Annotated in this window: 6 protein-coding genes; 4 read left to right on the top strand and 2 right to left on the bottom strand. The window is 41.7% G+C overall.

Going from position 1 to position 16,217, the window contains the following annotated elements; genetic code table 11:
• Positions 1-27: 27 nt before the first annotated feature.
• Together ACT3CD_RS15330 and ACT3CD_RS15325 are read right to left on the bottom strand one after the other, a co-directional pair.
• Positions 28-1,443: an ABC transporter permease gene (locus ACT3CD_RS15330; protein ID WP_444646532.1), complete on the bottom strand. Its 1,416-nt coding sequence runs from the start codon at positions 1,441-1,443 to the stop codon at positions 28-30.
• A 45-nt stretch (positions 1,444-1,488) separates the two neighbouring features.
• On the bottom strand, positions 1,489-2,235 hold the full coding sequence (locus tag ACT3CD_RS15325; protein ID WP_444646531.1) for an outer membrane lipoprotein-sorting protein: 747 nt from the start codon (positions 2,233-2,235) through the stop codon (positions 1,489-1,491).
• A gap of 379 nt (positions 2,236-2,614) precedes the next feature.
• Here ACT3CD_RS15325 and ACT3CD_RS15320 point away from each other — a divergent pair, with 379 nt between their 5' ends.
• The 4 genes from ACT3CD_RS15320 to ACT3CD_RS15305 all read left to right on the top strand — a co-directional run bounded on the left by ACT3CD_RS15320 (position 2,615) and on the right by ACT3CD_RS15305 (position 15,808).
• A complete protein-coding gene (locus ACT3CD_RS15320; RefSeq protein ID WP_444646530.1) occupies positions 2,615-6,166 on the top strand; it encodes a malectin domain-containing carbohydrate-binding protein in 3,552 nt (1,183 codons plus the stop codon).
• A 262-nt stretch (positions 6,167-6,428) separates the two neighbouring features.
• On the top strand, positions 6,429-9,275 hold the full coding sequence (locus tag ACT3CD_RS15315) for a glycoside hydrolase family 2 TIM barrel-domain containing protein (RefSeq protein ID WP_444646529.1): 2,847 nt from the start codon (positions 6,429-6,431) through the stop codon (positions 9,273-9,275).
• A gap of 11 nt (positions 9,276-9,286) precedes the next feature.
• Positions 9,287-12,454 carry a hypothetical protein gene (locus ACT3CD_RS15310; protein WP_444646528.1) on the top strand — a complete coding sequence of 1,056 codons (3,168 nt, stop codon included), beginning with the start codon at positions 9,287-9,289 and terminating at the stop codon, positions 12,452-12,454.
• A gap of 522 nt (positions 12,455-12,976) precedes the next feature.
• Positions 12,977-15,808, top strand: coding sequence for a glycosyl hydrolase family 95 catalytic domain-containing protein (locus ACT3CD_RS15305; RefSeq protein WP_444646527.1), 2,832 nt, complete (start codon positions 12,977-12,979; stop codon positions 15,806-15,808).
• Positions 15,809-16,217: the final 409 nt, after the last annotated feature.

The raw sequence follows: 16,217 nt of genomic DNA, 5'->3' as shown, positions 1-16,217 counted from the left end.
TGTTGTTAAAGAATGATGTGAGCTTGCTCAGCCTTTTAAGGCTTTTACTATTTTGATGTTACGAATACGGTTTGACGGGATGTAGCAGGCTGCCAGCACCATTATCAGAATGATGAGGGCCTGCCAGGCAAAGTAATGTTCAATGGGTGCCGTAGGCATTACCGGGTCAAAACCCATATCTTCATACATTTTAGCCATATTGCCGGTAATGCGGACAGGATTGGCGTTAAAACCGAGTACCAGGGGAATGGCAGCCAGCATTCCTGATACGGTACCGATTAAACCCAGAAAAAACATCTCAAGTACCACAACAGTTACCAACACTCTTTTTCGCATGCCAATGGCCACCAATACACCAAATTCGCGTTTACGTTCTGTAATCATCATGAGTACGGTTCCAAATATGCCAAAGAAAATGATCAGGTATAAAATTCCAACAAAGATTTGTCCGCTTTTATTATCGCCTTCAATTTGTTGTTTTAAAACGGGGTTGATCTCCTGCCAGTTTTTTACCAGATATTGATCTTTTGGCAGTTTGTTGGATAGACTGGCCTGAATCTCCTTCATTTGTCCGGCATCGGTCAGGTTCAATACCACAGATGTGATATGGTTGTCCAGGGAATAAAAATGCTGTGCCATACTCAGTGTCATATAGATGAGTTTGTTATCCAGATCGGGTGAAGGCACATGCACTATTCCCCGAACAGGAAACAGACCTGCGGCTGAATTTCCATGATATCCCTGACCAATAAGCACCAGCGAATCGCCTACCGAGGCACGCAAAAACTGAGATAACTTGTAACTGATTAAAACCCCCTTGTCGTCGGGGTTAAGATGCGTTCCCGGAAACTTAAAATATTTTTCAAACACTTCTCTATAGGGTTTTATCTCGTTGCTTTTTAAACCCAGGTCAAGTGCTAGTCTGTCCAGATTGTTGTAAATGCTGTTTTGGTGCAGTAATAATAGGTCTTGTTGCTTTTGGGGTAAGTCTGTCTCTTTTAAGACTGCTGTCACCAATTCAGGCGTTAGTTTATAGTGTACCAGCATGTGTTCGGGGTTGCTGATTTGTTTTTCTTTCAAAGGGTCGATGCCGGTCACTACTATGCCTTTGCTTTGGTGTCCAGTTGATGCCAGTGCAAACGATTCGATACGCGGAACAGCTACTTTTATGCCCGGGGTGGTCCGGATGGTCTTTAACACATCAGGTGAAAGCTCAAAGGAGTTGTCGAGATTGGGATCGTCAAAATAATCCGGATTTTGTACCTGCAGGTACCCCGAAAACATTTCAATGCTCTGTTTAATCATGTGACTGTATGTTCCTAACTGAAACGAACGCATTATGATGGCAAAAAAAACGGCAAAGAATATTGATGAGGCGGTTATTAGTGTGCGTCGCTTATTTCGCCAGATGTTACGCCAGGCCATGCTCACAATTCTGTTCATGATTTTTATTTTATAGGTTCCTTGATGGAAAGACTTTTTTGTGGGTTATCGAATGCGTTTCATATTTTGTTGGGTGAAAAATGATTCTTTAACATCCACGTCGAAGTCCATGGATTTAATGGTAATAATGGTTTTGTTTTCGGGCTCATCTGCCGGTATGATTTCAATAACTGAAGTTAGTTTGCGGCCATCAAATGTCTTAATGTCTTTTCCGTATTCGGTTCGAACCAGATAGTTTTCTTCATCGTAATAGGCGGCTTTCATAGAAATGAAAAGTGCTTTGTCCACCCAGATTAATACTTTTCCCCAAACAATGTTCGAGGTTTGATGGGGAATCATTTCAATTTTGTAGCACATGCGTCCGTCTATGGTTTCTTCACCTATGAGCGTATGGTTGTAATCGGTAACTACCGACGATTGCTTCACCAGGTCGTCGTTGCTGTAGTCAGATCCCATCCACCCCTGTGACATCATGCTGGGCGGAAGTTTGATCATTCGGTTTATTGATGGCGTGTAGTTCCACATTTCGGTTTTATACTTCATAAAAACCTGACCTTTATCTTTGGCTGGAGCGGTTATGTAGGTCATGAAATAATCGCGTTTCAACGACCAGTTTTTAAATTCAATGGTTCGGGTGTATTTGGGTCTGACAATGGCCATCGACATTTCACTTATGTTTGAATTTCCTTGTGTTTTGTCATCCATTTTTTTAATGATTTCGGTGGCCGATTGGCTGAATCCTTTAATGGTAAACAGACTAATTAGCGCAATTGTCAGTACTTTTAATTTCATGCTTTTATAATTTGTTTTGTTAAGGTCACATGAAACTTTCTCAAATTAATCATGCACCTGTGTGTGAAGTAATTCTCCTGGTTCTTTCAGGTGTTAATATACAATTTTTGGATGAAAGTTATACCAGTCACATTGCCGCATCTGCTATTTGGTGAGTTACATTATTCGTTTTTTTAAGTTTTTTGTGTGAATTATTGCAAAGTTTCCGGGTTAAAAATATAATTGCGTTTTAAACGTTTTCATTATTTCATATATTGTCGTTGTTTAATATCTTGAAATGTTGGAGTATAATAATGTGAAAACGATAACATTATTTATAAACTAAATATTTTTCCCCTTCATAATGAACTGGTCCATAACTGAATTTGAAAGCCGATTGATGATGCGAATCATTGTTTTAATCTCTCTTGCCTTTATGGTAAGTTGTCAACCATACAATGCTGAAATTAGAAATGTTAGAAGATTAGATCAAGGATGGGTTTCTATCCTTGCGGATACGGTCGCTGAAAAGTATAATGGTTTTCAAAACAGGGATTTCGGGCTGATAGGTTGGGATTCTGTCACTGTACCGCACAATTGGGATCAATACTATGGATACCGCCGTTTAAAGCATGGAAATAAGCATGGTTCAGCCTTGTATCGTCGATATTTTACGATCTCAAAAATTGAGAAGGAGAAAAGATATTTTTTGTTTTTTGAAGGGATTGGATCTTATGCTACAATTTGGGTTAATGGTAAAAAGGTTGGCTATCACGCCGGTGGCCGTACTACTTTTACGCTTGATATCACTGATGCGATTGCCGAAGGTGATGCTAATTTATTGGCTGTACGGGCTGATGAACCCGCTCATATTAATGATCTCCCATGGGTTTGTGGCGGATGTAGTTCGGAGTGGGGATTTTCGGAAGGGAGCCAGCCTTTGGGAATTTTTCGTCCGGTTCAATTAATCGAAACAGCATCTGTTCGGGTAGAACCGTTTGGTGTTCATATTTGGAATGATACAACAGTAACAGATAAGGAAGCGCAGATTTATGTTAATACGGAAGTGAAAAATTATTCGGATGGTGATTTTTTAATTGTGATTGAGAACCGACTCTTAAATAATAAAGGTGATTTAGTCGCTGAAATAAGGAAAAAGGTTACCATCGCGGCCGGTCAGACTCTTACGTCATTTGCGAGTATTAGTCCGGTCAAAAATCCGGTGTTATGGCATCCGGACCGGCCGTATCTTTACACCGTCCAAACAAGGTTGTATCAAAGCGGAAAGATTTTGGATGAGGTGAACGACAGGTATGGGATTCGTTGGGTGAAATGGGATCTTAAACAGTTACGGGGAAAGCAAGCCACCAATCGTTTTTATGTCAATGGGAAGCCTTTCTTTTTGAATGGTACGGCAGAATATGAGCACCTTATGGGGCGTAGTCATTCTTTTACCGATGAAATGGTTCAGTCGCGTGTAGAACAGATAAGAGCAGCAGGATTTAATCTTTTTAGAGACGCTCATCAGCCTCACAATTTAAGGTATAATAAGTTGTGGAATCAAACCGGGATGCTATGGTGGCCTCAAATGTCGGCTCATATTTGGTTTGACACTCCTGAGTTTCGTGATAATTTTAAAGCCTGTCTGCGTGATTTTATCAAAGAACGACGCAACAGTCCTTCCAATATTCTATGGGGGCTACAGAATGAGAGCGTATTACCCGAATCTTTTGCCCGTGAATGCACCGAAATTTTCAGGGAAATGGACCCTACAGCATCCACACAAAGGTTGGTCACCACTTGCAATGGCGGAACGGGCACGGATTGGAATGTGGTTCAAAATTGGTCGGGGACCTACGGCGGGCAACCTGAAAAATATGATGAAGATTTAAAACGGCAGGCTTTTAATGGTGAATATGGTGCCTGGCGAAGTGCTGACTGGCATGCCGAAGGTGAATTTGATCAGGAAGGCAGTTACACCGAAGAACGTATGTGGCAACTGATGGAAATGAAGCTTCGTCTGGCTGAAAGTGTTTCTGATAGTTCATGTGGACATATACAGTGGCTGTTTGCTTCGCATGAAAATCCCGGTCGAACTCAAAGCGGCGAAGGATTTAGAGCGTTGGACCGCGTGGGGCCAGTGAACTATAAAGGGCTTTTTACAGTTTGGGGTGAGCCGCTCGATGTGTATTATATGTATAGGGCTAATTATGCAGATGGCGTTAAAGACCCGATGGTTTATATTGCCGGACATTCATGGCCCGACCGATTTGTTTTACCGGGAACAAAAAGTCGTATTTCTGTTTTTTCAAATTGCGAAGAAGTCGAGCTTTTTAATGATATTAATGGTTCTTCTTTGGGACGACTTAAAAATCCAGGGCGTGGCTTTCATTTTGAATGGGATAGTGTTTTGGTGGTTTATAATTTGTTACACGCAGTGGGCTATAATAACGGAAAGCCTGTCGCTACTGATGAGGTGTTGTTGAACCATCTGCATAAAGCACCTGGTATTGCGCAGTTGAAGTCGACTCATGAGTCGCTTGTTATTCCGCAAACTAATGGTCATTATATTTATCGCGTTAACTGCGGCGGTGATGATTATGCCGACGAACATGGTAATACTTGGCTGGGTGATGTGCAATGGCAGGATTCAACGTCGTGGGGTTCTCTTAACTGGACTGATTATTTCAATGATATGCCACCTTTTTATGGCAGTCAACGACAATCTTATTCACCTGTTACCGGAACTCGTGAGTGGCCTTTGTTTCAAACTTATCGGTATGGAATGGAGGGGCTACGATACCGGTTTCCGATACCGGACGGAACCTATCGGGTGGAACTGTTTTTTATGGAGCCCTGGTATGGCGTTGGGGGTGCCACGTCATGTAAAAACTGGCGGCTTTTTGATGTGGTTGCCAATGGCCTGACACTGGTTGATGACCTTGATATTTGGAACGAGGTTGGAACTAATAAGGCTTTGAAAAAAGTCGCAATTGTAAAGGTGACCGGAGGCTGTCTGGAAATTGGCTTTAATGGCGTTAAAGCTTCGCAGGCTGTTATTTCGGCTATTGCTGTGTCGTCGTTGGATGACAAATTGGTTAAGGCTGCGCCGCCTGCACATAATTTGATTGAGGATATTGTATTACTATCTGGTGACCAATCGCCGGTTTCCAAAAAATGGCTGTCAACAGGCGACCTTGTTTTTGTGGATAGCCCTTCGAAGTTCTCTTATTTACCTCCTGATTTGTATGGTGCCGAATGGATTCAATATCCAAAACAGTTGGAAAATAGCGTTGATAAGCAAAAATTGTCATTTACCGTTTCTCGCAATGTCTGTGTCTATGCAGCTGTTAATAAAGCTGAAATAATGCCGGATGAGATGTTTGACTGGAATAGTATTAATGACAGTATCGTAATAACGGGGCAACATAATGGTGTTTATCAGGTGTATCAAAAATATTTCCCCGCAGGAGCCAATATTCAGGTGCCTGTTTTTACTACAAATAGTCAATTTATTATAGCTGTTAATGCGGCACATGGGATGGATGATGCCATTGATTTGAGACCAACTAACACATATTATGCCCGTAATGGGAATATGAATGGAGCAACAGCGCGTGTGGTTTATTATAAGAATAAAGACTGTGTGATGGTTCAACGTGAAGGACATGACAGGCTCTCATTTGTTTTTTCTGTTGGACTGGCCTCTAAATACGGTTTGCATTTCAGATACCTGAATTTGAGTAATGATGCTATCCCTGTCAAAATGGAAATTGTTTCTTCGGATGAAACCATTCAGTGGATGGGGATATTGGATTTTTCTCCATCTTCGGAGAAGTGGAAAAGTTTGCGTACAGATACGGGGACGACCATTAATGCCGGTATTTATGAAATTAGACTAACGCCATTGAAAGAAGGAGAGATGTATTTTGATTGGGTGAAGGTTCAATAATATTGATATTAAAAAAATAGAATTTTCGATTTGTTAACGAGTGTTGGCGATAATATTGAAGTGTCTGTTGTTAAGTGTTTTAAATTAATTATTTAGAAGTCCTGAAAATGTGAGTTTATTAGGGTAAATGATTTATTTGAGAATAAGCATAACGCAGAAGTTGGAGCTTTTTGCAAGCACAGGTTCGAAAGATGTTTTGTCGAGGACTTAAAATAAGCCGGAGTTCATTAAGTCAGGCTGTAAATATTTAAAAGTATAAGAGATGGTTTTTAATCAATTAAAAAAATGGGGAATGCTGATCCTGGTCAGTTGGATAGGTCTTATGTCCGCTGTACCCCAGAGTGTGGAGACACAAAGAATTTATCTTTCAGGTAAGGGGTTTGATGATGCCGTTAATTGGGACTTTTTTTGCACCGGTGGCCGTAACAGTAATGAGTGGAGTACTATAAAAGTGCCATCTTGCTGGGAGCAGGAAGGTTTTGGGGAATATGGCTATGGTGTGAATTTTTATGGTAAAAAAAGCGATCCGTTGATTGCCTCTGAGAAGGGTGAATATCGTCATCAGTTTGATGTTTCGTCTCAATGGCGTGGTAAAAGAATATATATCGTTTTTGAGGGAGTAATGACCGATGCTGAAGTACGCATCAACGGTAAAAAGGTGGGTACTCATCAGGGCGCTTTTTACCGCTTTAAATATGATATTACTAATTATGTGAAGTTTGGTAAGTTAAATCAGCTGTCTGTTTTAGTTAGTAAAGAGTCTGATAATGTTAGTGTTAATATGGCTGAGCGACGGGGCGATTATTGGAATTTTGGAGGTATTTTCCGGCCCGTGTATCTTGAGGTTATGCCGCCTTGTTTTATTAATAGGGTGGCTGTGTCGGCTCAAGCCGATGGAACTTGTAAAGCACATGTATTTTTATCGGAAGGTGTAACAGGTAATTATTCTGTAAAAGCAGAATTGTTTGATTTAAACGGAAAAATAATTGGTGAACCATTTTTATCGAAGATAGGGGATGGTTCCGATCAGGTAAATCTAAAGTCAAAATTTGCAGGAATTAGCCAATGGACGGCCGAAACACCTAATCTTTATCAAGTGCGTTTTTCTTTGTTCAGAAATGATCAATTGTTGCATCAAAAAACAGAACGAATTGGTTTTAGAACATTCGAAATTCGTCAGGGAGATGGGCTTTATCTGAATGGCTCTCGTATTATGATGAAAGGAGTTAACCGTCATAGTTTCTGGCCTGAAACTGGCCGTACATTGAATAGAGCGTTAAACTATGAAGATGCCCGGTTAATTAAGGAGATGAATATGAATGCCGTGCGCATGTCTCATTATCCACCTGATACTGATTTTTTGAATGCCTGTGATGAGTTAGGCCTTTATGTGATTGATGAGCTGGGGGGGTGGCATAACCATTACGATACTGGTGTTGGTCGTAAATTGGTCAAGGAAATGATTACACGCGATGTAAATCATGCTTCGGTATTGTTGTGGTCTAATGGTAACGAGGGCGGTTGGAACACTGAACTGGATTCCGAATTTGGTAAGTATGATCTTCAGAACAGACCTGTGATACATCCGCAGCAGGAGTTAAATGGACTTGAAACAATGCATTATCGGTCTTTTGGTCAGACACAGGAATATTTGCGGGGAAAGGATTTGTTTATGCCCACAGAATTTTTGCATGGTCTTTATGACGGCGGTCATGGTGCTGGTCTGTTTGATTATTGGGAGATGATGCGACAGCATCCCAATTGTACCGGTGGCTTTTTGTGGGCTTATGCCGATGAAGGGGTGGCCCGAACGGATCAAAATAACCGTATTGATACGGATGGAAATCATGGCGCCGATGGCATCGTTGGGCCTCATCATGAAAAAGAAGGGAGCTTTAATACCATTCGGGAAGTGTGGTCGCCGGTGTGCATCCATCCAAAAAATGAAATATCACCGGATACGTGTATTCTTATCTTTGAGAATAGATACGATTTTATCAATTTGCGAGCTTGTGAATTTACTTATCAGCTGGAAAAATTCCCGGCGATTACTGATAATCAAAACTCCGGTGTTGTTTTAGCAAAAGGCAACATAGACTCGCCCGATGTGGTTCCTGGGGCAAGCCAAGAGGTTAGACTTTCGTTTCCGGCAAATGCCAGAATGGCTAATGTGTTGTATGTAACTGCAACTGATCCCTCTGGCGATGAGATATGGACCTGGTCTTTTGAATTGAAGCGGGTGAGGGCTGTGCCTGCCCCTCTATCAACAGGTCATTTTGAAACGGCAGAAGATGATAGTCTGTTGGTGGTGAATGCCGGATCTTCAGAGTATACTTTTAATACTGCAACAGGTTATCTGGAGGGGGTTGAGCTAGATGGGAAATCCATCTCGTTTGGTAACGGACCTCAATTTGTTGCCGCGCGGCGGGGCGACCGTTCATTGGATGGATGGGTCGAAGAAAATTTGCCTGACAATGTTGATCGCATTTATCCCGAAATTGTAGTGAACTCACAATTGACGCATTTTAGTTCTTTCCAGACTGATAGTTGTGTAATTATAGCGTCTGAATATAGCGGAGCTTTACAAAAAGTTGTCTGGCGTATTTTTTCGAATGGAACAATTCAACTTGATTATGATTACAGGTATGATGGAATTGTGGAATTAATGGGCGTCAGGTTTGATTATCCGGAGTCCCGGATGGTTTCTGTCCGTTATTTGGGACAAGGGCCATATCGCGTTTGGCAAAACAGGCTGAGAGGCACTACACTGGGCATTTGGGAAAATAAATATAATGATGCAATTCCTGGTGAATCGTTTATTTACCCGGAATTTAAAGGCTATTTCCGCGACTGGCAATGGGCCGTGTTCTCGACAACCGAAGGCAATATTGCTATTGGCAATGAAGGAGGTACGCCATATCTTGGCGTTTATACGCCTCGCGATGGTCGGGATGCATTGTTATATACCTTACCTGAAACGGGCATCTCATTTTTGGATGTGATTCCGGCTGTCCGCAATAAGGTTAACAATACCGACCTCGTTGGACCTTCTTCACAGGCTGCAAAAGTTTCAGGCATTCAGCATGGCTCTCTTATGTTTATTTTTTAAACCTGTTAGTTATGATAAAATTGATAGGGTTATGTTCTGTTGCGGTTTTGTTAGTATTTGGTCTTGAGTCTTGTTCAAAAGAAGAGATTATAGGTCCCAAAATGAAGGGCGACTACGAAGCAAATTTGAATTACTCTAAATTTGTTGATCCACCAAATCAATACAGGTCGTTTACGTTTTATTCGGTTAACGATACGCTTGATCCGGCAGAATTGAAACGACAGATTCATCATTTTAAAGCGGCAGGGTTTGGTGGTTTTTATTTTCACAGTCGCGAAGGATTGCTAACGCCTTATCTGCAAAAAGAGTGGTGGCAGGCCGTTGATACCGCTGTGGCAGCTGCTTTGGAGGCCGATGTTCAGATTCGGTTTTATGATGAAGACCGTTGGCCAAGTGGTTTTGCCGGCGGAGCGGTTCCGTTGGCCTCTGATGATTTTAGAGCTAAATCACTGGTGCGTTTATCTAAAGATGTATCCCTGCCTAAAGGTGCCGATGTCTTAAAGGAGGATGACGTGCACAGGTATGTGTGTTATACGGCTCAACCGGGAAATCCGCTGTTTAATGGTACTTCGTATGTTGATTTGATGAATCCCGAAACAGTGACAACTTTTATTCATTTAACCCATCAGCAATATTTAGATCGGTATAAGAGTCAATTACCATATCCCGTTACCATTTTTTCGGACGAGCCACACATTCATGCCCGGTATTTTGATAAAAACACACCCAATGAGGGTATTGTGTCATATTCGCCTGTTGTACGCAAACGCTATGAAGAGATGTATGGGACTGATTTAATGGATAAAGTGAATTTGTTGTTCGAGGAGAAGGACAACTGGCGTGAGATTCGTTGGCAGTATTATACGGCTGTCGCAGCGCAGTTTGAGAGTTCTTTCTCGGCTCAAATGGGACAGTATATGGGCGATCATAACGGTCTGTTTGTAGGTCACTATCTGGGAGAAGATGTTTTGACCAAGGTGCGCGATCGTATCGGTAATTCGATGCTTCATTATAGAAATATGCAAATCCCTGGTATCGATATGCTGGGCATGTCAACCGATGACCGTTTAATTACGGCGCGACGTATGACGTCTGTGGCGAATCAGTATGGTATTCCCAGACGTATGAGTGAGTTATTCGGTATTAGCGGACACAATATGAATTTTCAGGATCGTAAGCGTATCGCTAACTGGCATGCCATGAATGGAATTAATCATTTGGTACCGCACCTCACACAGTACAGCTTAACAGGGTTACGTAAACGTGACTATCCACCTGCTTTTTCAGAACATCAGCCTTACTGGCCCTACAATAAATTGGAGGAAGATTATCAGGGACGCATCTCGTATGCTGCAACGGTGGGCGAGTATCAACCGCAGGTGTTGGTTCTCAGTCCCCTCGAAAGCGAATTTATTGCAGGCTCAGAAGATGCTAAATTTACTAAAGGTGTTTCAGAGGTACTCCTACGACTTCAGTCTGCTCATTTTGATTATGACATTGGCGATGAGCAAATCCTAGCCGACATTGCCAGAGTAAAAGATGAAATTCTTGAAGTGGGCGCTATGCACTATAGTTTGGTCATTATTCCTGATATGATTGAGATGCGTAAATCAACACTGGACTTGCTTGTAAGGTTTTTACAAAATGGGGGCAAGGTGGCTCATCTGGGTAAACGTTTTCCTTCATTTTTAAATGGGATAAAGAATGAAAAGGCTTTGAGTCAATTACAAAAGGATGTTATTTCGCTTAAACCGGATAGTTTTAATTTTGATATACAGCAACTCATAAGCCCTGAAGTTCAGGTTGAAGGAGCGGATGCTGAGGAAATATGGGTGAGTCACAGGCAAGTTGATAATGGTCATTTGGTGATGTTGATGAATCAGGATATGTTTGATAGTAAAAGGTTTTTTGTACGAAGCCGTTTTTTTGATGATAACCCTGTTTTATGGCAACCTGAATCTGTTAAATGTTACACTTTGAAGCCTCAAACTAATGGTTGGTTTGAAATTGAGCTTGCTCCCTCATCTTTAGCCTGGATAACCACTGGGGCGCTCTCTTCTGATGTTGAACTGTCAGGACGCTACAAGGTGCCTGCTTCCATAGCAATTGTTGATTCTACTTCAGGTCAGTGGTCTGCAAAACGACTCAATTCAAATGCTATGACCTTGGATTTTGCCTCGTATTCAACCGATGGCGGATTGACGTTTAGCGATAAAGAGCCTGTTATTGGCATTCATGAACGGCTGACTGATGCTGGTTATAATGGCCCGTTGATGTTGCACTACGAATTTGAAGTGAAAACCATACCCTCAAAGATGAGCCTGGTTGTGGAAGAATCAATGACTAACGGGAATGTCCGGATAAATAACCATGTACAACAGTTCTGCAACGGCCAATATTATATTGATACTAAATTTTTAACCAACGAGATTACCCGGTGGGTGAATGTTGGGGTGAATAGTGTCGATGTGTCATTGATTTTTAAAGCGCCACAACCCAAAGAAATGAAGCCGGCCGATCGGTATGGTACTGAAATAGAAAGCATTTATCTGATGGGCGATTTTGGGGTGTTTGGTAAAACTCAGCAACTATCGTTTGATAATCAGCGCAATTGGTCGGGGCTTTCACCTATTCGTCCGGTGCATGTTTTCGATGCTTTTTTTATCGACGGCGAAAGAGATTCTGTTTCAGGGAGCCTCACTGATGAAGGTTATCCGTTTTATGCCGGCGCGGTTGAGTTGACTTCTTCTTTTACTCTGGATTCGATCAACTCGTCGACCCGATATGTTTTTAATTTCCCGGACTATGAAGCCATTGTTTTACAGGTCGAAATTAATGGAAATAAGTATGCCCCGTTGGTGTGGATGCCTTATAAAATGGATGTTACCAGCAGTATTCATGAAGGTGAAAATAGTGTCAAAGTAACGTTGGTTAACTCGCTGCGTAATTTGTTGGGTCCTCATCATCATGTATGGAAAGAGATGAATAGGGTTGGCCCTGCTACCTTTTCAGGCAGAGGCGGTTTTCCTAACGGCCGTGGAAATCGTGATTGGTACGATTTACGTGTAAAGGGGGAACAAACTGATGCATGGAATGATAACTACTACATGGTTCCTTTTGGTTTGCTGAAACCCGTTGAAATTTGTACGCAGCAGTTGGACGAACTGACGGTTCAATAAATGTGATATTTCAATATTTCTGGTATTTATTTCCAGATGGTTCGTTAAAATTTATAATTCGCAGCATTGGTGTCCGGTAAAAATTTAGAGAAATGATTAGAACCCAGATCCAATGTGATAGTCAGAGATTTTAGGAGATATTGGGGTTGCTTTCCGCCTCAAGAAATTTCCGTTAAGAAAATCAATTTTATTGGCGTAAAGAAATCCGGGCTGTTTGAGCGAAGCGAGTTCCCGGATTTTAGACAATGAAATTGATTTTTAGGAAATTACTTGCAGCGGCGGCATTTTTTGTTTACTTTTTTTTGCTGTAGTGGAGCGAAGCGGATCACGAATTCCTTTGAAATAAAAACCTCAATGAGTAAAAAAAGTAAAAGCCGGTGCGGCTTGAGCACTTAAATGGAGAATATATTTTTTACCGGACAATAGTGAATTCGCAGATATTATTATGATTGATAGTCAATGGTTGTCTTAAATTGAAATAGTCAAACTCTGACTTGCGGCTTTAAGTTAAAATTTTTTGTTATGAGAAGATTTGTGCTTCCTGTTTTGTTTATTGTATTTGTTGCCTTTTCATGTAAAATGAGACGTGAGGCGTCCGATGATTTTGAGCTGTGGTACAACCATCCGGCTTCTGTTTGGGAGGAGGCTTTGCCCATCGGTAATGGCCGGTTGGGTGCAATGGTATTTGGCGAACCTGGCTGCGAACATCTTCAGTTTAACGAGGAAACATTGTGGGACAGTGGCCCGCGTGATTATAACCGTAATAAGGCTTATCTGCATCTGAATGAGATCCGGTCGTTGCTTTTTAAAGGTAAACAAAAAGAGGCTGAGCTATTGGCTGCAAAAACGTTTATGGGCAGGCTTTCGTATGAAAATGAATTTGAGAATTTACGTAAGGCATGGGCTGATAGTGTATTGCATCTTTCTGTTGTAGAAGAAGCGGTGAAGTCTGATTTTGATGACGCGGTATGGCCTGAAATGTTGATTGACTATAAGAGTGTGTGGGAGCGACATGGTCTGCCCGATTTGAATGGAAGTGTTCTTTTTCGTCGAAAAGTGTTTATCCCTGATAACTGGGCCAATAAGCCGGTGACTTTTCAGATGGGGCGTATTAAGGATGAGGATTTTACCTTTATTAATGGCTTGCTGGTGGGTTCAACGTTCAACGAAAATGGGAATAGATGCTATACGGTTCCCGCAGGTGTTTTTCATACCGGTGAGAATGTGATTGCTGTTTTAATAAACAATTATGTGTCAACGGGAGGCTTTAACGGCGTGAGGGTTAAGCCGCACAAAATGAATCTTCGATTGAATGCGTTTATTCAGGATACCATTATTGTTGAAGGGGCCTGGAAATATAGGGTGATAGATCATAAGCCGCCTTATTATCCGCAATATCAAGCCAATTATCAGCCTTTTGGCGATTTAATGATTCAGTTTCCGGGACATGAAAATTACACCAATTATCGTCGTAGTCTGAATTTGAATGACGCTTTGGCTTATGTATCCTACAATGTGGATGGCACCACTTATCAACGTGAAGTGTTGGCAAGTTATCCTGATAATGTAATTGCTGTAAAGCTATCTGCCAGTCGCAAAGGCTCGCTTAGTTTTAATGTGTCTTTTGAATCTCCTCATGAAAATTATGGCCTCCGGAAGATTGATGCTAATACCTTAGCTATTGATGTTAAAGTGGATAATGGTGTTATGAAAGGCTCGGCGTATATTCATGTTTCGACTTTAGGGGGTGATGTTGTTGTTACTAAAAATGGGCGTGTTAGGGTCACCAACGCCGATGAAGCACTGCTTAAATTAGTGGCTGCCACAAATTATGTCTCTTACGATGAGGTTTCTGGTGATCCATCGGCCTTGTGCCTGAAACAGTTGAATCAGATCAAAGCCATTGCGTATGATACCATAAAAGCACGACATGAGTCTGATTATAAGCGGTATTTTAATCGTTTGGATATTGATTTGGGTGGTAAGGATAAGCGTCTTTTGCCTACCGATGTGCGCATCCGACAGGCGCAAGTATCACCCGACAACGATTTGGCGGCATTATATTTACAATATGCCCGTTATTTGATGTTGTCTTCGGGACGAAAAGGGACTAAACCCGCCAATCTTCAGGGTATATGGAACGATAAAAAGTTCCCTGCGTGGGGCAGCAAATACACGCTTAATATAAACTGCGAGATGAATTATTGGCCGGTGGAAGTTTTAAATATTGATGAATGCCATTATTCTTTATTTGGAATGATTGAAGATCTGGCCATAAAAGGTGCGGCAACGGCGCGTGAGTACTATAAAGCCAATGGCTGGGTGGTACATCATAATACAGACCAGTGGCGTGGCACCGCACCAATTAATAATTCCAATCATGGTATCTGGGTTACCGGGGGAGCCTGGCTGACAACTCATTTATGGGAACATTATCTGTATTCGCAGGATACGGCTTTTTTGCGCGAAAAGGCTTATCCTTTAATGAAAGGAGCCGCAGAATTTTTTGTGGATTTTCTTGTCAAAGATCCTAAAACAGGTTATTTAATCAGTACGCCGTCTAATTCACCTGAACATGGCGGACTTGTGGCGGGTCCAACTATGGATCATCAAATTATCAGAACTTTATACCGTGATGTGATTGAAGCCGCCGGGATTCTTAACGTTGACAAGGAGTTTTCCGAAATTCTTCAAAATCAGTTGTCTCAGATAGCCCCTGATAACATCGGTCAGTTTGGCCAGTTACAGGAGTGGTTGGCTGATATTGATGATACCACAAGTACGCATCGTCATGTGTCTCATCTATGGGGTGTTTATCCAGGTCACGAAATTAACTGGCAACAATCACCTGATTTGATGTCGGCCGCCCGTCGTTCGTTGGTGTTTCGGGGCGATGATGGTACCGGGTGGAGCCTGGCCTGGAAAATTAATCTCTGGGCTCGTTTTCTCGATGGGGAGCATGCTTATAAAATGCTGCAAATGATTTTTCGTGATGCGTTGAATACCGATCACGAGGGTGGGGGTGGTTCTTATCCTAATTTGATGGATGCGCATCCTCCTTTTCAAATTGACGGTAATTTTGGAGCGGCTGCCGGTATTGCGGAAATGCTCATCCAAAGTCAGAATGGAATGGTTCATTTGTTGCCGGCTTTACCCAACGAATGGGCCGACGGCGAATTGAAAGGCGTCAGGGCGCGTGGTGGTTTTGTGGTTGATATGAAATGGCAGAACCGAAAGCTCTGTTTTGTCGAGATTACCTCTAATTCAGGTAATGTTCTTAAAGTTAAGATTGGCGATGAAATTAAAACCCTGAATACTGAAGTTGGGGGTGTTTACACCCTCGTTTCCAGGTGATTATTTATTTAACAATTAACAAACCTATTAGGTGTTATAAATGCGGTTGTGGTTTAACGTGATATATGATTAAAGAGGACTTTGATTAAATTTCTCACCATTGCTATTTTTTTGTCGTTTATGAATGTGGAATTCTCCATTAGCTCAGCGGCTGAAATTATTTTCAGAAGGGTTTTGCATTGCCATTTCATTTTTGTGACAGCGGTAAATGAGAAGAATGTTTTTTGATTCGTTGCCTTGTGTATCGATTTATATTTTTTTTGGCTATTCCTTTGTATCCGGTCATTTGGGGGAGTTTCCGAGCCTTGCGCCCCTTGGGGATGATGGTTCGCTGTCATATTCTGAAATAGCTTGACGTAAAAAGTCAAGTAAAATGAAAAAAAAAGGAATTGCCATGTTAACAAATAGC

The sequence above is a fragment of the Geofilum sp. OHC36d9 genome (assembly GCF_052400685.1).
GTDB lineage: Bacteria > Bacteroidota > Bacteroidia > Bacteroidales > Marinilabiliaceae > CAZHHH01.
Note: the sequence above shows the minus strand (reverse complement) of the source record. Positions and strands in the feature narration are given on the sequence as shown.